The 19,883-nt window shown below is 40.7% G+C and carries 28 protein-coding genes and 1 pseudogene; 4 read left to right on the plus strand and 25 right to left on the minus strand.

The features are described from left to right. Nucleotides 1-36: 36 nt before the first annotated feature. The gene (locus MKX83_RS19595; RefSeq protein ID WP_341057288.1) at nucleotides 37-1,251 is read right to left on the minus strand and encodes an NAD(P)/FAD-dependent oxidoreductase; all 1,215 of its coding nucleotides are present in this window, start codon (nucleotides 1,249-1,251) and stop codon (nucleotides 37-39) included. A gap of 431 nt (nucleotides 1,252-1,682) precedes the next feature. On the opposite strand from MKX83_RS19595, the gene MKX83_RS19600 reads away from it, so the two are divergent. After that, a complete protein-coding gene (locus MKX83_RS19600; protein WP_218971962.1) occupies nucleotides 1,683-2,672 on the plus strand; it encodes an NAD(P)/FAD-dependent oxidoreductase in 990 nt (329 codons plus the stop codon). 185 nt (nucleotides 2,673-2,857) lie between these two features. Here MKX83_RS19600 and MKX83_RS19605 read toward each other — a convergent pair. From MKX83_RS19605 to MKX83_RS19695, 19 genes and pseudogenes are all read right to left on the minus strand, one after another. Next, nucleotides 2,858-2,950, minus strand: a pseudogene (locus tag MKX83_RS19605) (iron-sulfur cluster assembly accessory protein); the annotation flags it as partial. 259 nt (nucleotides 2,951-3,209) lie between these two features. Then, nucleotides 3,210-3,644: a phBC6A51 family helix-turn-helix protein gene (locus tag MKX83_RS19610; protein ID WP_341057292.1), complete on the minus strand. Its 435-nt coding sequence runs from the start codon at nucleotides 3,642-3,644 to the stop codon at nucleotides 3,210-3,212. Further along, a complete protein-coding gene (locus MKX83_RS19615; RefSeq protein ID WP_341057293.1) occupies nucleotides 3,645-4,193 on the minus strand; it encodes a hypothetical protein in 549 nt (182 codons plus the stop codon). Nucleotide 4,194: 1 nt separating this feature from the next. Continuing rightward, the gene (locus MKX83_RS19620) at nucleotides 4,195-4,752 is read right to left on the minus strand and encodes a hypothetical protein (RefSeq protein WP_341057296.1); all 558 of its coding nucleotides are present in this window, start codon (nucleotides 4,750-4,752) and stop codon (nucleotides 4,195-4,197) included. Between the two features lie 727 nt (nucleotides 4,753-5,479). Then, on the minus strand, nucleotides 5,480-5,656 hold the full coding sequence (locus MKX83_RS19625; RefSeq protein ID WP_341057299.1) for a hypothetical protein: 177 nt from the start codon (nucleotides 5,654-5,656) through the stop codon (nucleotides 5,480-5,482). Continuing rightward, nucleotides 5,653-6,357, minus strand: a complete 705-nt coding sequence (locus MKX83_RS19630; protein ID WP_341057302.1) for a hypothetical protein — start codon at nucleotides 6,355-6,357, stop codon at nucleotides 5,653-5,655. Before MKX83_RS19630 ends, MKX83_RS19625 begins: the two co-directional genes overlap by 4 nt. Next, nucleotides 6,357-6,554 (minus strand): hypothetical protein, encoded by a 198-nt coding sequence (locus MKX83_RS19635; protein ID WP_341057303.1) that lies wholly within the window; start codon nucleotides 6,552-6,554, stop codon nucleotides 6,357-6,359. Before MKX83_RS19635 ends, MKX83_RS19630 begins: the two co-directional genes overlap by 1 nt. Beyond that, a complete protein-coding gene (locus tag MKX83_RS19640; RefSeq protein ID WP_341057305.1) occupies nucleotides 6,554-6,904 on the minus strand; it encodes a hypothetical protein in 351 nt (116 codons plus the stop codon). Before MKX83_RS19640 ends, MKX83_RS19635 begins: the two co-directional genes overlap by 1 nt. Next, the gene (locus tag MKX83_RS19645) at nucleotides 6,904-7,092 is read right to left on the minus strand and encodes a hypothetical protein (RefSeq protein WP_341057308.1); all 189 of its coding nucleotides are present in this window, start codon (nucleotides 7,090-7,092) and stop codon (nucleotides 6,904-6,906) included. Before MKX83_RS19645 ends, MKX83_RS19640 begins: the two co-directional genes overlap by 1 nt. Before the next feature lie 112 nt (nucleotides 7,093-7,204). Continuing rightward, nucleotides 7,205-7,435 (minus strand): hypothetical protein, encoded by a 231-nt coding sequence (locus MKX83_RS19650; protein ID WP_341057309.1) that lies wholly within the window; start codon nucleotides 7,433-7,435, stop codon nucleotides 7,205-7,207. Nucleotides 7,436-7,471: 36 nt separating this feature from the next. After that, nucleotides 7,472-7,681, minus strand: coding sequence for a helix-turn-helix transcriptional regulator (locus MKX83_RS19655; protein ID WP_341057311.1), 210 nt, complete (start codon nucleotides 7,679-7,681; stop codon nucleotides 7,472-7,474). A 65-nt stretch (nucleotides 7,682-7,746) separates the two neighbouring features. Then, nucleotides 7,747-8,388, minus strand: a complete 642-nt coding sequence (locus tag MKX83_RS19660) for a hypothetical protein (RefSeq protein WP_341056663.1) — start codon at nucleotides 8,386-8,388, stop codon at nucleotides 7,747-7,749. A gap of 290 nt (nucleotides 8,389-8,678) precedes the next feature. Then, a complete protein-coding gene (locus MKX83_RS19665) occupies nucleotides 8,679-9,107 on the minus strand; it encodes a hypothetical protein (RefSeq protein ID WP_341056664.1) in 429 nt (142 codons plus the stop codon). After that, nucleotides 9,108-9,329, minus strand: coding sequence for a helix-turn-helix domain-containing protein (locus tag MKX83_RS19670; protein ID WP_341056666.1), 222 nt, complete (start codon nucleotides 9,327-9,329; stop codon nucleotides 9,108-9,110). A gap of 485 nt (nucleotides 9,330-9,814) precedes the next feature. Then, the gene (locus MKX83_RS19675) at nucleotides 9,815-10,294 is read right to left on the minus strand and encodes a DUF3102 domain-containing protein (protein WP_341057313.1); all 480 of its coding nucleotides are present in this window, start codon (nucleotides 10,292-10,294) and stop codon (nucleotides 9,815-9,817) included. A gap of 13 nt (nucleotides 10,295-10,307) precedes the next feature. Next, nucleotides 10,308-11,036, minus strand: coding sequence for a hypothetical protein (locus tag MKX83_RS19680; protein ID WP_341057315.1), 729 nt, complete (start codon nucleotides 11,034-11,036; stop codon nucleotides 10,308-10,310). 447 nt (nucleotides 11,037-11,483) lie between these two features. After that, the gene (locus MKX83_RS19685) at nucleotides 11,484-11,720 is read right to left on the minus strand and encodes a hypothetical protein (RefSeq protein WP_341057317.1); all 237 of its coding nucleotides are present in this window, start codon (nucleotides 11,718-11,720) and stop codon (nucleotides 11,484-11,486) included. A 140-nt stretch (nucleotides 11,721-11,860) separates the two neighbouring features. Further along, the gene (locus tag MKX83_RS19690; RefSeq protein WP_341057318.1) at nucleotides 11,861-12,031 is read right to left on the minus strand and encodes a hypothetical protein; all 171 of its coding nucleotides are present in this window, start codon (nucleotides 12,029-12,031) and stop codon (nucleotides 11,861-11,863) included. Next, complete coding sequence (locus MKX83_RS19695) at nucleotides 12,031-12,315, minus strand: hypothetical protein (RefSeq protein WP_341057322.1); 285 nt, start codon at nucleotides 12,313-12,315, stop codon at nucleotides 12,031-12,033. Before MKX83_RS19695 ends, MKX83_RS19690 begins: the two co-directional genes overlap by 1 nt. A 211-nt stretch (nucleotides 12,316-12,526) precedes the next feature. Here MKX83_RS19695 and MKX83_RS19700 point away from each other — a divergent pair, with 211 nt between their 5' ends. Continuing rightward, nucleotides 12,527-12,844, plus strand: coding sequence for a helix-turn-helix domain-containing protein (locus tag MKX83_RS19700; protein ID WP_341057323.1), 318 nt, complete (start codon nucleotides 12,527-12,529; stop codon nucleotides 12,842-12,844). Nucleotides 12,845-13,274: 430 nt separating this feature from the next. On the opposite strand, the gene MKX83_RS19705 is transcribed toward MKX83_RS19700, so the two are convergent. The 5 genes from MKX83_RS19705 to MKX83_RS19725 all read right to left on the minus strand — a co-directional run bounded on the left by MKX83_RS19705 (nucleotide 13,275) and on the right by MKX83_RS19725 (nucleotide 17,139). Then, nucleotides 13,275-13,817: a site-specific integrase gene (locus MKX83_RS19705; protein ID WP_341056675.1), complete on the minus strand. Its 543-nt coding sequence runs from the start codon at nucleotides 13,815-13,817 to the stop codon at nucleotides 13,275-13,277. Between the two features lie 505 nt (nucleotides 13,818-14,322). Further along, a complete protein-coding gene (locus MKX83_RS19710) occupies nucleotides 14,323-15,048 on the minus strand; it encodes a helix-turn-helix domain-containing protein (protein ID WP_341057328.1) in 726 nt (241 codons plus the stop codon). A 131-nt stretch (nucleotides 15,049-15,179) separates the two neighbouring features. Next, a complete protein-coding gene (locus MKX83_RS19715) occupies nucleotides 15,180-16,205 on the minus strand; it encodes a tyrosine-type recombinase/integrase (RefSeq protein ID WP_341057332.1) in 1,026 nt (341 codons plus the stop codon). Between the two features lie 218 nt (nucleotides 16,206-16,423). Beyond that, entirely contained in the window at nucleotides 16,424-16,786 is a 363-nt protein-coding gene (locus MKX83_RS19720; protein WP_341057337.1) for a HesB/IscA family protein, read from the minus strand. Nucleotides 16,787-16,908: 122 nt separating this feature from the next. Continuing rightward, nucleotides 16,909-17,139 carry a DUF1450 domain-containing protein gene (locus MKX83_RS19725; RefSeq protein WP_341057339.1) on the minus strand — a complete coding sequence of 77 codons (231 nt, stop codon included), beginning with the start codon at nucleotides 17,137-17,139 and terminating at the stop codon, nucleotides 16,909-16,911. A gap of 261 nt (nucleotides 17,140-17,400) precedes the next feature. On the opposite strand from MKX83_RS19725, the gene MKX83_RS19730 reads away from it, so the two are divergent. Further along, a complete protein-coding gene (locus MKX83_RS19730) occupies nucleotides 17,401-18,468 on the plus strand; it encodes an NAD(P)/FAD-dependent oxidoreductase (protein ID WP_095372031.1) in 1,068 nt (355 codons plus the stop codon). A gap of 529 nt (nucleotides 18,469-18,997) precedes the next feature. Next, entirely contained in the window at nucleotides 18,998-19,741 is a 744-nt protein-coding gene (locus tag MKX83_RS19735; protein ID WP_341057342.1) for a GNAT family N-acetyltransferase, read from the plus strand. Nucleotides 19,742-19,883 lie beyond the last annotated feature (142 nt).

The following is a 19,883-nucleotide window of genomic DNA, read 5'->3' on the forward strand; positions in this document are numbered from 1 at the left end:
AGCAAACATATCGTTTGCCCTCTTATATTTAACGCATTAAAGAACGTTGAATTTACCTTTTTTTGCAACTAATGAAGCGCCACCGATCATTAATAATGCACGGTTATCAACCATTTTCTTCATAAATGAAGCTTTTTTACCAACCACTTTTTTACCAAATACAACACCAATCGCATCATCTTCACCTAAAGAACATACTGTACCTTTGTTATCAAAAGTAAATGACCCTAGTTCTTTATTTTGAATAAGTGCAGCAATATTTTTTGCAACTAATTCACCTTGTTGCATAGCAATTTGTGCAGTTGGCGGATAAGGACGATTAATTTCTTCATTAATTACTAATGAACTATCACCAATAACAAAGATATTGTCATGTCCAGGTGCTCTTAAATTCTCATCCACTTTTATGCGTCCACGCATAGCTTCGAATCCTGATTTTTCAATAATGGCATTCCCACGAATACCAGCAGCCCAGATTACAGTACCAGCTTTAATTTCTTCTACATCATCTTCGCCTTTTGCTACGATAATACCATCTGGCGTACCTTCTTTAATCGCTGTGCCAATACGGAATTGAACACCTTTCTTCTCAAGATGAGCAACAGCATATTCAACTAATTCAGGATCAAATCCTGGTAATACCATTGGAGCTGCCTCAACACATACAATCTTCACCTTTTCAAAAGGTACATCATATTCTTTGCATAATTCAGGAATACGGTTACCTAATTCACCAAGGAACTCGATACCTGTGAAACCAGCACCACCAACAACGATTGATAGGCGCGTATCATCTTTTACTTCTTCTGTATTATAAGTAGCAAATTGATACTCGATATGCTCACGAATTTGGCGCGCAGAATTGATATTAGAGATAGAGAAAGCGTATTCTTTCAATCCTTTAATACCGAATGTTTCAGATTCTCCACCTAGTGCAACTACTAGATAGTCATATTCAAGCTCACCTTTTTCAAGTAGAACTTTCTTCTCATCTGTTTTAATTTCAACAGCAGTACCTTTTACAAATTCAACTTTACCGTTGTCAATTACTTTACTTATATCATAACGTACTCGGTCGTGATGTAATGTACCAGCAGATGCTTCATGTAACCAAGTTGTTTCATAATGGTAATCATTTTTATTCACAAGAATAATTTCAGCATCATTTGCTCCGATTTGTTTCTGCAAACGAGTTGCAGTCATTAATCCACCGTAACCTGCACCTAAAATAACGATTTTTGGCTTTTCCAAGTGTATCACTTCCACCTTTAATATATTTTATAGTACTTCTTATCTCCTATTTTTCATAAAATAAAAGATTGTGATATTCTTCACTAATACGGACAAAAAAATGTTCGAAAAATGTCACAAAAAATTAATAAATATATCTTCTATTACATAGTATTCCTTTTCTATCTTATTTTCAAGCTAAATTGACACTTTAAGAATTTTAAGATTTTTTAATTTGATAATGATTATCAATACTATAAAATCAACATTGGTACCGCTTTCACATTTTACCTTTCTAAAGGAAATTTAACCTTATTTTTCTAGTCAACGCTTATTCTTAAAAGATCATTTGATGGTACATCTTTTCCTCATGCAACACCTAATGATACAGAATAGTCTAATATTATGGTAAACTAATTAAAACACCATAAATATACTTAGGGGGAATCACTTTGACTGAACAGAAGATTTACGACATCACGATTATCGGCGGGGGTCCAACTGGGCTATTCACCGCTTTTTACGGTGGGATGAGACAAGCATCTGTTAACATTATTGAAAGCTTACCTCAACTAGGTGGACAGCTTTCTGCCCTTTATCCAGAGAAATATATCTACGATGTTGCTGGATTTCCGAAAATCCGCGCACAAGAGTTAATAGATAATCTTGTTGAACAGATGGACAAATTTGATCCGACTATATCTTTAGAACAATCTGTACAAACATTGGAAAAACTAGCAGATGGAACATTGAAAATTACGACAGATAAAGATGTCCACTTTTCAAAATCTGTCATTATTACTGCTGGTAACGGCGCATTCCAACCCCGTCGTTTAGAATTGGAAAGTGCGAAAGAATACGAAGGAAAAAACCTTCATTATTTTATTAACGACCTCAATCATTTTGCTGGAAAAAGAGTCGTTATATTTGGTGGAGGCGATTCAGCAGTGGACTGGGCTTTAATGCTTGAACCTATCGCAGAAAAAGTTACAATCGTTCACCGCAGAGATAAATTCCGTGCACATGAACATAGTGTAGAAAACCTTGAAAATTCTAAAGTTGATATCAAAACACCATATATTCCAGCTGAATTAGTTGGTGATGAAAGCGGTGTAAGCCAAGTAATCCTTGAAAAAGTAGGCGAAGAAGAAAAAGAAGTTATCGACGTCGATGCCGTTATTGTTAACTATGGTTTTGTCTCTTCATTAGGTCCAATTAAAGAATGGGGCTTTGACATTCAGAAGAACTCTATCGTTGTAAATCAAAAGATGGAAACTAACATTGAAGGTGTTTATGCTGCTGGAGATATTTGTACTTACGATGGAAAAGTAAAATTAATTGCATGTGGATTTGGTGAAGCACCAGTCGCAGTTAGTCACGCTAAAACATATATTGACCCTAAAGCAAGAGTACAGCCTAAACATAGTACTTCAATGTTTTAAAAGAAAGGCCCGGATGTGATTCCGGGTTTTTTTACACCCTTAAACTGGAGGAAGTTTTGACCATTTTCACATAATACCTACCAACCACACTTCTGGTGGATTAAACATTGACTTTCTGACTTCAAATTATTATTCAAAGTAAAAAAAGACCTTCCCTTTATAAAGGAAAGATCTCTTCACTAAGATTAGCACTCTTCTGGCGTACCAACCTTTGTTGCGGTTCTAAAAGAAGATCCACAGCCGCAATTGGCAATCGCATTTGGGTTGTCGATAGTGAATCGCTCGGTCAGTTAGTCGGTAGATTAAACGCGATAATATCAACGTTTATTGCCTTTTTCGACGATTGTTATTGTTCGTTCGGATTAATAACACCGCTCAATCATAGCGATGGATTACGTTACCTCAATATTACCCAAAGTTTTCCGATAACACAAGCGATATTTGCATCGAATGAGTAATTATCCGCGAATCAAAAGTTAATTGCGTCAGAATTGCGTTCACAAGCGCTATGTATCGACCGCCCGAAGGCAGTCCTTATTAATTAAGCATCTTATCTAAGTTCGCAAGGTCTTTGCTGATATCTTCGCGCGTCACACGTAACCTTGAGGTATTCTCTTCGGACTTTACGATTTCCTTCTTATCAACTAACCGCCCAGCCAGCTTAAAGTATAGTTCTAGTGCCTTCATCGACGGAATGCCGTTACTTGACCGCCCTTCTATAGATTCTTTTAGCTTTGCGACAGCCGTCGGCATGAAATCGTCTAACGAATGGTCCGCTAGGTAAGACTGATAGAGCGTAAAGTATCTATCTTGGCGCCAGTTATAGAGTGTTCGCGTTGAGATTCCGAGCGATTCAGCTAAATCCTCGTAGCTCAGCTTCTTTTTCCCTAAAAACTCGTTCTCAACGATGCCCTGCGCAACTTTCATCTGTTCCGGCGTTAAATTTGCTTTAATTTCGTTCAGTGTATTCATTTATTCATCCTCCTTAATTTTCGCATAATGTCCGCGCCACTTGGCTACCTCCGCCTTGTAAAGCGCTTCATCATCGCGATACATCTGACATTCCTTCTCGATTGTTGCGTCGCTAGTAGGCGGTTTTCCTATCCTCGCTAGTCGGATGCACTTATAAAGCGATTGTAGCGCCAGCTCCGGCGATAACTCTTCCTGTCCCTCGTTAAACTTCGCGATTTCACCTAATGCCCCACGTATGCTCCTCGCCCATATAGACGTCTTGCTTGAATCAGTCCAATCCGTGTAGGCTAACAGGTCAAAGTCGCCGTAATGCCGCTCAAACTTCGCACAATCGACCCCCACAGGGATTACGTTGGTTTCGTCGATGATTTGCGCATATTTCACTATAAAAGCAAAGTAGTCCGGCATTCTTTCGGCTGTCACAATCGCTAACGGAAGTGGAAAGAACGGCTTTGGCGGATCGGCTGGCTTGCCTGCAGCTACGCGGTCACGACGCATCTGCTCGATTCTTGCTTTCAGTTCTGCGATTGTTGCTTGATGATTGCTCATGTTATTCCTCCTTAATAATTCCAACAATTGATGCGTTTTTACTTACGCGTATATCATCTTCCGATACTTTCGCGACAATTCTCTTTAGCATTTCCGCCACCTCTTGCGGATTGCATTCTGATAACTTCGCAAACTCTTCCTCGATCATATCGTTAGGACTCACGTAAGCGTAGCTTGATAGCCAACGCACTTCTCCTTCCGGCACGTCCGTAACATGTTCCGCGAAACCATCCGTATGACTCATTTGTACGATTCGCATATTTCCGTCTTTATCTGCACCGCTCAATATTATCGTCAGATAAGCGTCCTTTGGCACTAGCTCCTTCAACCTTTGCGCAACATGTTCGATAGTCGCGTCCTTCTCAATATCCGGGATATGTTTGACGAGGTTCATCGTGGCATCTACGTCGCCGGTAAAGCCCGTAATCACTTTACTATTAACGTTATATACCTTGATTGCCGCATCATAATAAACACTATCATCACGAATGTGCGTACAGCGGTGATCTCCCACCATTAAGGTGAAATCCGTAGTTGCGAAAGCTATTACAAGACTCATTAGTAGTTACCCCCTCCTCGTGACTGAATAAAGAACTGAGTTGTTACTTGCGCGTTAATATATGCGAGATCGTTCGGCTCGATATCTATCGTATGCCAGCCTCTCGTTACTTTTCCGCTATCGTCCTTTTTCAAGTAATCTATTAAATCGATGTTAGTTCCGCTTATAGCAGTATGAGGCACCGTGTTACCATCAACTACAATTTTGCAAGCAGTTGGTAGTCGGTCCAGCGTGTATATGGCGTGCTCAATCTCGTGTGTATGATCGGGTAGTTCAATTTCGTGAGAATGATTTGGGATAGTTACGTCATGATGGTGGTTAGGTACATCGAAATTGTGCGTATGTGACGGAATCGTAACGCTGTGCGTATGGCTCCCTATCGTAATATCATGCGAATGATTAAACCTGTCCCCCGGTATTTGTACCTCATGCACGTGATAACTGCCGCTAACTGTCTCAGGTCCTAGCGTCATCAAGTTTAGCTGAGCGAAGCTTCGTGTGCTTGTTGTCGACTTCGTGCCTCCGCCAGCACTAGACGTTTGAGAACTACCGCCCCCACTTGCGGTTGATGTGCTTACGCCACCGCCTGCTGAACTTGTAGCCGTTGTGCCTCCCCCACTTTTAGTTGTTTTCACGAGTGCGCCTCCGCCTTTTGTTGCGCGACTATACATAAAATAAATCATTTAATCCCTCCTAAAAATTAGAAGAAGCGCCCAAATTAGGCGCCCTATTTATTCCGTATTTTCCCCGCTTGTTTTAATCGTTGGTATAAGCTTCTGCCCTTCTGCTCGTTATCTACTGGACGCGGCTTGCTTCTTGCCGGATTAGATGGGCTCGGATCAACGCCTGGCGATTGCTCATTGCGCTTCATCCGCTCTGCTACTTTCCGTTCGAAATCGCTCATTTTATCGCCCCCCTTACTTTCTCAACAGCAATCATATTTGTGTATGCGGTTGCCGGATTCTGCGTTTCTTTAATCGCTCCAAGAATCTTAAATTGCAATGCGGCTTCGTCTAGTCCAGTAGATTTTTTTAAGTCGGCCTCAATATCTTGAATTGTTATGCTATTAACGCCGTTTTCTTCGAGCTTCTGCGATAACTTAGACCACTGCGTCAACAAGCCAACCTTTTCAGCATCAGTAGCGCTTGCGATAGCCACTTTCAACATTTCCGCAACATCCTGACCGATGCCAAGGTCGAGCTGCAACGATACTGCTTCGGCAAACTTCACGCCCTCCTCGCTTGTCTCAAACGAAAATGCTTTCGTTGCTGCTTCGCGATAAGTAGCTTCTAACTCGACCGCGTAGTCCTCCCGTTGCGTCGCAACTTCCTCGTCTAACTTTCGTCTTAACTCCTTCAATTGAAACTCGCGCTCAGACTCGTTATCTGCATAACGCGGATTCCCCTTCAATGCATCGCATTGCTCTTTATAGCGCTTCATTAGACTATTTATTTCCGTTTCATAGGACTTCAACTTCGAAAAGTCTACTTTAACGGCTTTCCCTTTTTCGAGTAAAATCTTCGCATCTTGATCGCTATATTCGTAGATATTACCGGCTGCGTTGCCGCCATCTGCGCTGAGCAAATAAAGTTGTTGTTTTTCCATTACGCATCCTCCTTTAATCTTTTCGCTAGTTCGCCGATCGCGTCCGCGTCATGATTCGCGACATTAGCGAACAAATCGATAATATCTGCGTCAATCATTGCACTAGTTAGTTCGTTTTTTAGCGTTTCTACATATACCTCTTTCTTCGCGTGTGCTACTGCTTCTAGCGTCTCTTTAAATTCCTCCGCTTTAATCATTAAAATCTCTCCTTTATATTCGTTTTCCTTATTAACGCATCGCACGCCAACTCTTTCGCCGGCATCAAATGCCCTTTTGCAACAAACTTCATTAGATTACGCGGATACTTGAGCCTTCGCCTACTCCTAGCGCTGATATCATTCGTTCTAACCAGCGTATGCTCACCGGAGTCTAGTTCGTTGATAACCGCAATATTCCAAGCGTCAAATATCTCCGAACGACTGAGTTTTTTGTCATAGAATAGACTAGCGATAAATAACTGCTTGCTATCATCGCTCCATTCAATAATGCCTATCGCTGACGCGTTTTCTGTTCGCTGTATATTCACCTCAAATACCCTGCGCTTCATTAGCCCACCGCCTTTCTGCGAGAAGCCTTCGCATCCATTACTAGGCGAGGCAACATTTTGGAAATCTTACGCTCGCTCAAATAATGGCCGAATAAATAGTCAACGCTGCATCCGTCGTCAAATGTTACTCTTGCAAGTTGCGGTTTTCGTGTATCTTTACCGCGAATAATCTCATAAGTAAATGCCATCCAAACCCTCCTCGGAACTACGTGTAATTGACAGATTTTCGAGCCAAACAGCCGATTCTAGCCACGAAAAAAACGTTTGAATAGTACGCCTAGGGTATTCGCCTTAGACGCCTCAAACGGCTTGATTATCTTCATTATATGTCACGTTAAACATTCGCTCTGCTGCACGCCTTTGCTCGATTGGAATGCGAAATTGAACCGCTTCAAGCCTGCCAGCGCGAAAGTAGTCGGCCATGATCGTCCAGTCCTTCTTGTAGCGTTTAATACGGCGGATTAAATCTCGATCTTGCGTGTAGCCTGCGAGCCAACCCGTTTCTAACTTCCAAAGTTCGTTTGATTCCACATCTTGACACCCTCCCTGTTTTGATGTATTGTTATATTAGGAGATACTTTGCATTCTTTCATAAAAATCAATAAAACCATCGTCGATGTTAATATGCGCAAGTTTAGCTTTGACTCGCGGTGTAATATCCAAGCTTCCCGTCTCAACCCTTCCGACAGTGGCCGAAGATACACCTATTAAATTAGCAAACTCCTGTTGCGTCATACCTAAATAAAACCGTAGAGCTCTGAACTTCTCTGCATTCATAACCTTTATCCTCCTTTTCTTTACTTTTTGCCCTAAAAAATATCAGGGCTAACCGCACCTTTTCCCTAACTATGCACTTTTTTACTACACTTAAATTGTTGCGCCCGCCATCTTTCCATCGCCAAGTGTCTCTCGCCGTATAATTCTTCAAAGTAGCCCGGCTCAAGCTTTGATATAACAACTTCTTCGTATGAGTGTCCGTGTCTCAAACCTCTGACCTCGAACTTATCACTTCCATCAGTCGGCGTGTTTTTCGACTTTGTTTTGTAATTGCGCGACATGAGCTGATGAATAACTTCTAAACTAGCAGGAGCCATTTGTACCTCGTGTCTGGCTGCGCGGCTGAGCATGTATTTTTCATTTGCGTAATAAGGATACTCTAAATGATCCGCATAATAGGTATATGTGTTAACTTTTTTAGTCGGATTGAGCAAAGCTTCGTCAGCTTTCTTCTTTGCCTTGGCTGCGTTACTTTTGCTATATTTACATTGACGGCAGCAAACCTTAGCCGTATTAGGCTTTGTCTTATCGCGAAAATAGTAACCGCACCAATCGCATTTCTTTATACGTTTATCATCGCTATCATGCAAGTTCCCTGCGACTAACTTATCGATAATCGGTCGCGCCAAATCCTCAGACAGTCCATCTACATATTGCAAAGCAAATTCAATCGCGCCACTCCCTGGATTAATTGGTTTTCTCCCCATTTTAAAATGCCCCCATTTTATACGTCTAATTTTTAGCTGTAGTCTTGTATCTCTTATCTATTAGTCTCTAATACCTTTCGCGAAAAGTAATTAATTATATAACCCTCGACGTTACATATGAGCGTTAGCGAATATGTGGCGTAATGTATATCTTTATCGGTAAATCTTAATAAGTAAATCTTAATAACGTCTAATAATTAACTGTATATACGTCTAATTTTTGACTGTATATACGTCTAATTTTTGACTGTATATACGTCTAATTTTTAGCTGTATGAGCAATAATAGCGTCATTCTTTCTTTGCTGCCCACCTTCCTTTGCTCAATTTTTCACTCTTTTTTAACGTATCCCGGTGCTTATCGTAGGCTGCTTTCGCTTCCGGAAACTTTCGCCAAAATTCCTGCTCATCACTTATGGGCGCGAGAGGCACGTAAGTATTATTTCGCGCAACTTCCGACTTTCTAACGACAAGCAGACCGACTTTTTTTAATATGCGCAGCTGTCTTTTTACGCCTGACTCACTCTGCGCGGATTCGAGAGCGATTTGCCATATCGTCGGCCACGCATAGCCCATTTGCGAATTGTAGCGTGCCAACAGTATTTCATAAACAACGATCGTGTTACCGGTAAACTCAGGGTAATACGAGTACAACTTACGTAAACAGTTTGGACTTTTCGTAAAATCATTCGCAATTTCAAACGGATAATTGTCGCTCATTTAAATCCCCCCATTTTTGTTTTGTTCGATAAAAATTCGGCATGTTCTTATATACTCTGCGCCGAAATAGTCGTTAACTGATCGCCTTACCTTATCGCTTATATTCTTTTTGTTTTTCTCTATCTGGCATATTAGCGCAGCACTGACACCAGTAATGCGTGCTAGTTCAGCTTGAGATATGCCCTTTGATTGTCGGATGAATTTCAATAGTATCGCGTCCACATAAACCACTCCCGCATGTTAATTTTCTTAACTCCCATTTAAATAAAAACCTAGTACGCCGCAATGGGGGAGCGACGCACCAGAAACTATTCCCTACTTATACATCTTTTTACTACACTTAAAATAACCCTCATTTACTATAGGCGCGAGGTTTTGGTTCTGCTCAAAAAATTCCACCCTTAGTTAGTATGACGCGATAACTTTCTACTCAGCGCGCCCTTACTTACTAAGAAATAACGGATAACCTCCGCAAAGTGGATAAAATATTTTTTTATAAATACGCTTGACATAATAAACGATAGGTAATATACTAATATCAAGAAATAAAAATAGGATAATTTCGCATATTTATAGGTACACTCCTTTCTTTATTATCGGTTATTTCTATTAAACTTTCAATAGTTTTTTGATATTTTTTTTATTTTTTTTGGCGGCAGATCGTGCGGTCTTTTTTTATGCGCAAAACATCTATATATAGTTGAAAATCAAAAGAAAAATACTACATGTTGACAAAACGCACGCTGATTCTCCGCCTCTTCTGCGACAAGTAACGCTTTCTTTTCCCGTGCTTTAAATTCCTCGATTTCCCTACGAGACATTTCCGTTAGTTTTTTAGTTGAACCATTCGGCATTTCACGAGGCTTTTCGAGTTCTTCATCGTCGAAAGGAATTAGCAAATATAGAACAGATAACGAAGGAGGTAATTCATGCACCGGTGCATGTTTAGCAAAACGATCGTACACTCGTATAAATCTTCGAGCATGTCCTTGTGTCATATTCATCTTTTCTAACCACTCCGACCACTCACCGTGCGCTAAGTCCTTCTCCTTAACGTGTTTAAGTCTGTACCCAATCTCGAATACCGCCTCACCCGCCACCCGCTGATATGCGTTGATTTCTGCTGTGATGACATTCAAGTCAGTCGATAACTCTACCGAAGCACCACCGCCTTTAATTTCGTTCATCTCAATTACCTCCTTATTTGCGTAAGTTATATATCGCGTTGTGTAGATTCTCCGGCGAAATGTAGGCGTATTGTTCTGCCGCTGTAGTTCCGAGTTTGCCGGATGAGACGAGCGCTTGGATTTCGGGAATAAGGTCGTTGAGTTTGAGGATTCTGCGCGTTGACTTTTCAGACTCTCCGATTGTCTCTGCGATGTCTGCCGTTGTTTTTGAGGGTTGCCCATTATGTCCAACCCTGCTATGTTGATTAACCCCATTTTTAACGCCCCAATACTCCTTCAAGAACTGCGCTATCCTCGCCTTTTTAATCGGATCGGATTCGGCTTGACCTCGTCGCTCTACATTTTCCGCAATAAGGAGATATTCCGCTTGCCATTCGTCAACGTCGAGTATTTCGACTGGAACTTCCTCAACTACTTCCGGAGCTTCGTCCGCCTTCATCTGCGTGTACGCCTTATTAATGGAATACTTTCCGTCTTTTACGAGTTGGAATAAGTCAAGGCGCGATTTGTAAACGGCTAGTAAATAATAGATATTCGTTTTACTAACGCCTGACTTTTTCTTTAATATATCAGCAACCTCCCCGCTTACTTTAGCTCCCTCCAAATCTGGAGATAGCTTTTCCTGCCCTCTTCCGTATATCTCTCCTGCCTCACGCTGACGTTCCCTCGCTTTCCTCCTCTCTTCTTCGTAATGGAGGAGAATGACCAATGCTGCTTTTTGATTTCGACTTAACTCAGGCAATCCGAGCTTCGAATTTATGATGCGCGATGGAATATCATCCTCGGCAATATCAGATTGCGATTTTTAATTCGGCATTATGCCGATTGCGATTTTAAATGCTCATTATGGGCATTTCTCGTGGTTTTTCGAGTTCTTCGTTTGAGTATACTGTCAACAGACGCAATGCGGATATTGTACCAGGTAACGGGGAACCGTGGTTCTCGAACCTATCAAATGGGATCAGTACCTCTAATACTGTAAGCGATAGCGGTAAAGTGGACTCCGGAGTCCGTTTTGAAAATCTATCATAAACTCGAAAATAGGCCGACAACTTGTGACGACCCAGCACACAATATATTATAGTTGCCGCTATAATAAACCCCATTCCGGGTCGCGTGTCATTCAAGCCGCTTGCCGATGCACCCTTGCCATCGATGCACCGACATCACGGATCACCTTTTCGCAAATTTAAACTGCAGACAATAAGTCGATTAGGACTGCTGGATTCTCGCGCATAAACTCTTCTGTATCATTATCCAAATCCACTGTCACAACGTCTTGATTTTCCGTTTCCATTGCGTTGTATAATCCCAGCTCACCGTTACCTGCCACGAAGACTTTTCCGTTTGGAAACAATATACCTTCTTCGTTATCTATCTCGCTATTTTCTCCGCCAAATAAATACTGCACCGTTACCTTTTTCATTTTCATTTTCCTCCTAAAATTAGATTAATCAGTAAATCGCAATCATAGTTTATCGCTGCATCTTCTTCGACAACCGCCAAATTGTCGCTTTTCATGTACGCCAACTCATAGACTGATACCGCCAATGTCATCAATCGATATCACTTTGCCTGAATCGAACAGTACGCCCTTTTCGCACGGAAAGTGAGCGCGTCATACCCTTTGTATTCTGCGACGATCTCATCCGCAAAAATAACCGTATCTTCTATGATTGGTTCGCCGAAGCCCTCGTCGTGCGTGGCAATAAACTTTATATTTTCTCTTCTAATCATTAGGCGTCCCCTCCTATTGTTAACGCATAGCGTTCCACAACCTCTATAAAGCTCGCAGTCGACAACCATTCTAGCTCATTGTCGGTCAGATCGCGTCCAAAGTAACAGTCAAAGACCTGAGCACGTTCGACGTCTACCTCTTGCGCTATATCTTCTTTTGCTACGGTAAAGCTAACGGACCCTGCTCCTTCATTCTCCGCAATGACTCTTTCGCTGATGACGGCAACATTTTGGATTACTGGTTCACTAAGTGGATCAATGAACGTTACCTCTCGCTTAATCATGATCGCTCACCACCCATCCTATGAATGCCGCAGAGATAACTCCAGCCCATGCAAACCAAACCGTTGCAAATAAAATTCCCATTTTGACGCCTCCTTATTTATATCTTAAACACATAATAACGTGTATGCGTAATTACGTCAATACATATTATGAAAATAATTCCGCTTTTTCGTAATTTCGTGTATAATACGTCTTAGAGGTGATAAGTTGATGAACATAGAAGATGAGCAATATGAAAGATTAGTCGTTGAGCTACGATTAGATGTAGTGTTAAAGGAACGCGGAATGACTCAAAAAGAATTAGCAGAATTAACAGGAATAAGACCGGCAGCTATTTCACAGATTACTCGAGGATTTGTTGATCGCTTAAATCTCGATCATATAGGTAGGATAGCCACCGCATTGAAAATTGATGATATTAGAGAGTTAATGACGTTGCAGCTAGAGAGTGAAGTTTGGAATATGAGCACCGTTAAGGAACAAAGAGAGTATTTAAAAGAGAAGAATGAAAAAGAGCCTCCGAAATAAATCGGAAGCTTTTTTTAGTTGTCGCGCACCTTTTGTATATAATACAGTTCCGCCTAAACGGAAGAGTCAGCGCATTGGTTGCGCCTAGATGAGCCAACATTTCGCCTATTCTTTTCGTAATTCTGCGTAGGAATTTTAATTGGTATAGTAAAAGGTATGGCGAACGGAAGCGCGATAGTAAGTGATAAAACCTTGCATCCTTTCAGTCTGCCGAGATTACTAGTGCATATTATTTTCGCGAAAGGTAATAATTAGAAAGAATATTGGCGCCGAGTGAGGGGTGTCTTTTACCCGAATGAAGGCGCAGGGGTTAAAAACTCCCTTATTTTCTTTTAAGGAATAAACGCTGAAACCCTTGGGAGAGTAAGTCTCGTTAAAAATTTTACGCAATTAAAAGCGTAAAAGCGATGTCGGGTAGCAGGAAGCGCCATTACAAATTAATCGACTCGAACACACCATTAACTTGCTCCTGCGTAACTCCGATATAACGCAACGTCTCGCGCTGGCTACTATGATTCAGCACGTTCATCAGTAACGAAATATCTACGCCTGATTTATAAGCGTGATACGCCATTGTTTTGCGTAGCGTATGTGTACCTATTTCAATATCTAGACCTACTCGTTTGGCCGCGTCATTAAGAATCCGCCAAGCCTGAACGCGACTAATCGCTTTTGTTCCCCTGCGCGAAGGAAATAGGGGCGCATTGTCGTCTGCATCATCCGGCACTAGCTCACGTATAGCCTTCTGTATCGCGGGGTTTAATTTGAATCGCTTAGACTTGCGCGTCTTGGTCTCCTTGATTGCAAGCGTATCCTTGCCGCGCACATCGCCTACCGTTAGCGCAAGAATGTCCGATATGCGCAGCGCTGAATTAATGCCGAAGATAAATAGTAGCTTATCGCGTGGATTGCCTAGCGCTTTTTTCATGCGTGCGATGTCCGCCTTGCTGCGGATTGGTTCGACCGTGTTCATACGTAACACACCTCCGATTATTCTCGTTTTGTTACGTAAATTATATAACGGTCGCATTGCATAAATCAACCCTCGAAATTCAAAAATTTTCTAGCGCATTTTTTACCCCCGAGGTTAAAATTTGAATCGTATAAGGTTAATATGCATGGTGGGAGCGCTGATTCACCGAGTACCCCCGCCCATCAAACGCGTTGCATATAATATTCAACAAAGCGCATATATTATGTAACACAAACGCATTATGTTACTTACATTACATCGCACAAATGCCGTCACATCAACGTTCATCCGTCCTCCGTCACACCTACGTACATGCATGACGTTTATGCATTCCGTGAACCCGCATTCCTACGTTGCTTCCGTTCCCTCGGCGATGTATAGAAAGATGCATAAACGGATAGTCCTGCGTAGCTCAACCCTGATGTTTTCAGACCCCTCGTCCGGCAGGAGGCTGCGGCTGATAAAATACACAATAAACCCTAGCGATATCCTATATTCTCGGAAGTTATCGGAACACTTCGGTCATTAAGCGATCAAGCACACGGTCAAGCACGCCGTGATAATATCCAGCCATGTTGCGAATAGGCTTACGCTTAGTCGCCTTAAACGTAGTCATGACGGCTTCGATGCCGCAGTCTAGTAGTTCGCTAGATTCATAGCAATGCTTTATGTATGACGTTTGCGCAAGGAATATGCCGTACAGCTTATTTGTTAATTGCGAATCATTGACGAAATAGTTAACGGATTGCTTGAACGCCTTATACGTATTATTTATAACAGTATTTTGTTTTAGAAAAGGATAAGGTTCTTTCTCGTTTTCGCTAGGCTCACCGCTTGATACGACTGGCTCGACGGCATCATGACGCCTGGACACTTCCGCCTGGTCATCGCGAAGAGAACTGTCGGCTATAGCCGGCAAAATTTGAATGATATTCGCACCTTGTCCGCCTGTTACTTTTCGATTCGTAACAACTTTGCGAATGATTCGGAGGTCTTGCAGGCGGTTGATAGCACGCCTAATAGTCTTCTCGCTCTTTCCGATAAGTTCCGCCAAGGTTGCGGCTTTAAGATGTGCAGCGCCAGCAAACTTGACGGCATATCGAGCGATTGTGTTCAATACCTCGCGAACTGTTTCGGATAGTTCATAATGATGCGCAGACAAATGGTCCGCAACGGCTTCGTTTAGTTGCTGCTTCGATTGGAACGTTTGATAGTTCGATAGATAGTGCATCTGGTTTCCCTTCTGCGCAAGCCCATGACTGAATAAGCGTTGACGTGAACGCTTTTTTCGATTATACTTATATTAAATATTGTAATTCAGGGCGTTAGGTTGTTGTCGCAACCTGCGCTATTTTTTTTTGTTTAAATTCTTCTTTTTAAGCGATTGATTGGCGAATAATCATCGTGACTACGACGCATTTCCTCTGTATCCATCTGTATATAGCGACGCATTGTACGGATATCTGACCAGCCACCAATTTTTTGTAATGTAAAGGCATCACAACCGTTAAGTATCATATTTTTCGCCCAGGTATGACGGTAGACGTGTGCCGTTACTTTTTTATCTTTAATGCCGGCTTTCTCTGCGTAATATTTCAGCCGTTTATTAAACTGATTCTGACCTAAAGGCTCGCCATAGCACGATAGGAATACACGATCAGTCTTGAAGTGCGCTGTGTTCTCGTTTATTAGCTGTAGCAACATTTTGACGACGTGCGTTGATATTGGTACTAGGCGCGGTTTACGATTCTTATTTCTATCGCCTGTCAGCGTAATGAATCGCGTTTTAAAGTCGATATCGCCAGCTCTTAGGCCGATCAATTCATTTGCGCGTAATCCCGAATCTAATAGCAAATTTATCGCCACGGCGTCTCTATAGCCTACATAGTCGCGCATATTAGGTTGTCGCAGTATTTCCTTCACTTCCTCGTCTGTCAAACAGTTCGTCAAGTCGATATCTTGCCGTATAAGCTTGATTCTTTCCATCGGATTAACTTCGAGTAGTTCTTCGCGTTGTAAATGATTAAATATGGCGCGTAAGGTCCGGAGATTGATGTTAATCGTGGTGTCTGACAATCCGATCCCCTGCCTATCAGAATCGATGTATTTATGGCCGTCATATCGTCGCTTATCGTATTTCATGTAATTTATGTAGTTGCGAAATACATCCGCGTCCAGTTCGTCCACCGTGTTCACTTCGTATGATGCGAATAACCAATCGGTAAAATATCCCCACATTTTCACATAATCGCGAACTGTCCTATCGCGCACACCTTCCGCACGTTTGCCGGAAACAACTATATCGATTGCTTGTTCGAAAGTTAATTGCGGAAAATTCTTCGTAGCGTACGAAAGTTTATTAATGCGATTTCGTTTCTTTAACGTCAAAACAAAAAACGACCTCCCCTAACGATTTTTTTTCATCGCTAAGAAAGGTCGTTATTATTAATCCTAAATCGCCCATTTAAGGGCTGTTTCCACGTCGTCAACTAATGCATATGGCGCCGATTTACTAATGCAATCGGCAACCCTGCGCATCAGTTATCGTTTAGATTATCGAGATAATATCCCGGCATCAAAATCGACTCAAAACGTTGATATACCGCCTAGCACTCTTCTGGCGTACCAACCTTTGTTGCGGTTCTAAAAGAAGATCCACAGCCGCAATTGGCAATCGCATTTGGGTTGTCGATAGTGAAACCGCCACCCATCATGGATTCTTTATAGTCTATTTTTGTCCCTTGTAGAATCGGTGCATCTTCTTTACTTACAACGATTTCAAGGCCATGTAATTCAAAAGGAATGTCGTCTTCTTCTACTTCTTGAGCAAAGCCCATTCCGTAAGATAATCCGCTACAGCCACCGCCCTTTACAGCTACACGTAGCTTGGCGTTCTCTTCTTCATTTTGTTTCATCATTTCTTTAATGTGAAGGGCTGCCGCTTCTGTAATCTCAACAATTTGATTCATCATAATCCCTCCAAGTTTATATTATAGGCTTAGTATATACTTCTTTACAGTGTTTCACAAACTTACTGCCTTCATTAACGTAACTATACCTTATTATATGGCAACAAAAGAGTAAAGGAACATTATTCTTCATCTAAATGTTGATAAATGTTATAAACCAATTCCTCCGCATTTTCCCCATGAATGATGTCATTGTCAACTAAAGCGAATAATAAATGCCGGCACTTCCCACAATATCCTAAACAGCCATATTCAATGACATCTAAATCATAATCTTTTTTTAACTTTGTAAAGGCATGGTGAGAACCATTGGCCATATTTGTTATACAAAATTCTACAACAATCTTCCTCATAATATTAACTCCTTATTCGCTTCCTTTTCTTCTTTACAAGAAACTATAAATATCAGAATATTTTCACTCCGTCCTTTCTACATAAGTTTCCTTTTGTTTTCTGTTGTGATTTAGAGATAATTTCGTTATACTTTTTATGGGATTATGCAATATGGATGGTTATATTTATTTTTTTAAGATAATTTGGACACTTGTGTTTTTTCCATTGTATCAGATTATCTTCTTGTATGAGAACGGACAAAATAAAGGGGATATCAGCAAATGAAAAATCTTGTTATTCTAGGGGGAGGATACGGAGGAATGCGAGTGCTTGCTCGCCTTTTACCGAATCAACTGCCGGATGATGTTTCGATTACTCTCGTCGACCGGGTACCTTATCATTGTTTAAAAACAGAATACTATGCACTTGCCGCTGGAACGATTTCCGATCAACATGTACGTGTTGCTTTTCCAGAACACCCTCGCTTGAACATTCAATATGGAGATATTACAAAAATTGACACAAAAGAAAAGATGGTTCATTTAAACGATCAACAACCAATTTCATATGACGATCTAATTGTTGGACTTGGTTGTGAAGATAAATACCATAATGTTCCTGGGGCAGATGTATATACTCACAGTATTCAATCTATTGCCAAGTCACGAAAAACATATGAAACGTTGAATAATTTGCCAGCAGGTGCCATTGTTTCGATTGTTGGTGCTGGTCTCAGTGGTATCGAGTTAGCATCTGAACTAAATGAAAGCAGACCTGATTTAACGGTCAAGTTGTTTGATCGGGGGAATCGCATCTTATCTGCCTTCCCAGAGAGACTAAGTAAATATGTACAAAACTGGTTTAACTCTCGAAGCGTACAAGTCATTAACAACTCTAATATCACTAAAGTCGAAGAAGGCGCTCTATACAACCATGATGAGCGGATTGAAAGTGATGTCGTTGTATGGACTGCAGGTATTCAGCCGACACATGTTGTACGTGCGATGGATGTTGAAAAAGACAAACAGGGTAGAGTCGTATTAACCAAGTATCACAATATCCCTGATGACGAGCATGTATATGTAGTAGGTGACTGCGCAAGCCTTCCTCACGCACCAAGTGCGCAACTAGCTGAAGGACAAGCAGAACAAATTGTACAAGTCCTTTTAAAACGTTGGAAAAATGAAGAACTACCCGAAACCCTTCCAGTAATAAAACTAAAAGGAATCATGGGTTCTTTAGGTAAAAAACACGGCTTTGGTTTAGTTGCCGAACGTCCAATTACAGGACGAGTAGCACGCCTTATTAAATCAGGCATTCTTTGGATGTATAAATATCATAACGGTTAATAAAACTCTTGGTTATCTACAGTTTTATAATTTATTGATTTAAGAGGGTTTTTCAATCCTTTAAATACAGGAAGTACAATTTCTTTTAGAAATTGTACTTTTTTTGTTGGGTTTTTATATTGCTCTTTCAATTGCCTTCAAAACTTTCAACAACATTGGCATAATCTGATAATCCATATCCAAGTGCTCCATACTGAATTCCAGTCCATGCTCTATCACTTTTCTCTAACATGAAAAAACATGAACCAACAACAACAACGGATGAAAGAGGAAAACTCGCAACTATCAAATCAACTAACGGGTTTAATGCCTAGGCCAATACCTTAGGTGATTCATCTCCAAGATACTCAGTGGCTCCCAACTGGAATTGCTTCTGGTGAAACAGCAAGCATAATCCGTAATGCATTGTTGTACCTATTCTTCTAATTCCTCTTCTGTTGCTCTTTTCCTCCCAAAAAGGATTGTTTTTAATCATTGAATATTAATTCAAAATAATGTATTATTATTCAAAAGTTATCTGGAGGGAAAAATGAATTGTAAAATTATTGAAGAACTATCTTTGAACAATTGGCAGCCATTATCTACGTTACTTTACGATGGGTGGGTACTACGATTTTCAAATGGTTATACGAAACGTGCTAATTCAATTAATCCTATCCATTATTCAACTTATGATTTAAATCAAAAAATTAGAGAATGCGAGAAAAACTACTCTAATAATGAACTAAGTACTACATTTAAAATTACGCCTTTTGTTAAACCAGAAAATTTAGATGAGATTTTGGAGGAAAAAGCCTATTCTTTAATTGATTGTACAAGTGTTCAAACCATGGCGCTAAATGGCATCATAGAACCAACCTACCATTCTGTAAAACTAGATAGAAATATTAATATTGAGTGGCTAGATAATTTTTGTAGACTGAATAATGTTGAAGAAAAAAACAAGGATACGATGGTACAAATGTTGTCCAATATTACAACTCAAAAGTGCTTTATATCACTATATTATAAAGCAGATGTGATTGCCTGTGGTCTTGGGGTTATAGAAAGGGACTACATAGGACTTTATGATATTGTCACTGACATTAAATTTAGGAATCAAGGGTTTGGCGAACAGTTGATATTGAATTTACTAAAATGGGGGAAAGAAAATGGAGCTAAATACAGTTACCTAGCTGTTCTTTTGAATAATAAACCTGCATTAAGGCTTTATTCTAAAATTGGTTATTCGGAAATTTACAAGTATTGGTACAGAGTTAAAAAAAATGTTTGACCCAATCCTAATTCAACTATATCAGATAATTATAGATCCTCAACTACTCCATTATAGAGCGCTTTTGTTGAGCGAAATTTAGTCGTGGCAATTGTATAAACCATTTAATTAGATTGCCTTGATAAGATGAGAAAAGGGAATA

This window comes from Cytobacillus sp. FSL M8-0252 (genome assembly GCF_038007345.1).
Classification (GTDB): domain Bacteria; phylum Bacillota; class Bacilli; order Bacillales; family Cytobacillaceae; genus Cytobacillus; species Cytobacillus kochii.